General features: G+C 46.7%; 1 protein-coding gene. It reads left to right on the top strand.

What is annotated here, in order from left to right; translation table 11 throughout:
- Positions 1 to 572, top strand: a 572-nt coding sequence (locus tag JMN32_RS03670) for a hypothetical protein (RefSeq protein WP_202854936.1), incomplete at its 5' end; no start/stop codon positions are given.
- Positions 573 to 576: the final 4 nt, after the last annotated feature.

Below are 576 nucleotides of genomic sequence, written 5' to 3'. Positions count from 1 at the left end.
TCAAACAACTGGACAGCCACGGGCTGCAATATCTTGGAGAAGCTAAAAAACTGGAAGACTGGGAGATTGAAAACGAAGAAGACTGGAAGAAGCGCACGGATCGCCCTGACGGCATTTTCACATACGAACTGCAACGTCCATATGGGCAAGGCAGTAACCCTACAGGTGGATTTAAGGAATATAAAGAGCCGTCACCGGCCTATCCTTTCGGCCTGGTGATCTACAGCCGCTCCCTGGCTGATAAAGAGAAGTACAACTACTCCTTAGTTCCGGTTTTTGAAGATGCTTCAGAACCTTATGCCCAATGGAAGGCGGCCATTGAAAAGACCGCCATACATGATGAGCTACTGGCAACCCTGAAAACCATAAAAGATCAACCTATGGAATCTTCCATAAACAGCCTTGGAGCATTTATGCTGAACAATGCCCATGAAGACGGCAATTTGGAGTTTGTCTTTGGCAAGTATTCCAGCCGTGAGCTGGGCCTGGCCGCCTATGAAGACCTGATCGGAAAGATATCTTTCCTGGATGAACTCATTATGCAACTTAAAATAGAACTGGAACTCGCATGAGAAT

The organism is Fulvivirga marina (assembly GCF_016775155.1).
GTDB classification, from domain to species: domain Bacteria; phylum Bacteroidota; class Bacteroidia; order Cytophagales; family Cyclobacteriaceae; genus Fulvivirga; species Fulvivirga marina.
Note: the sequence above shows the minus strand (reverse complement) of the source record. Positions and strands in the feature narration are given on the sequence as shown.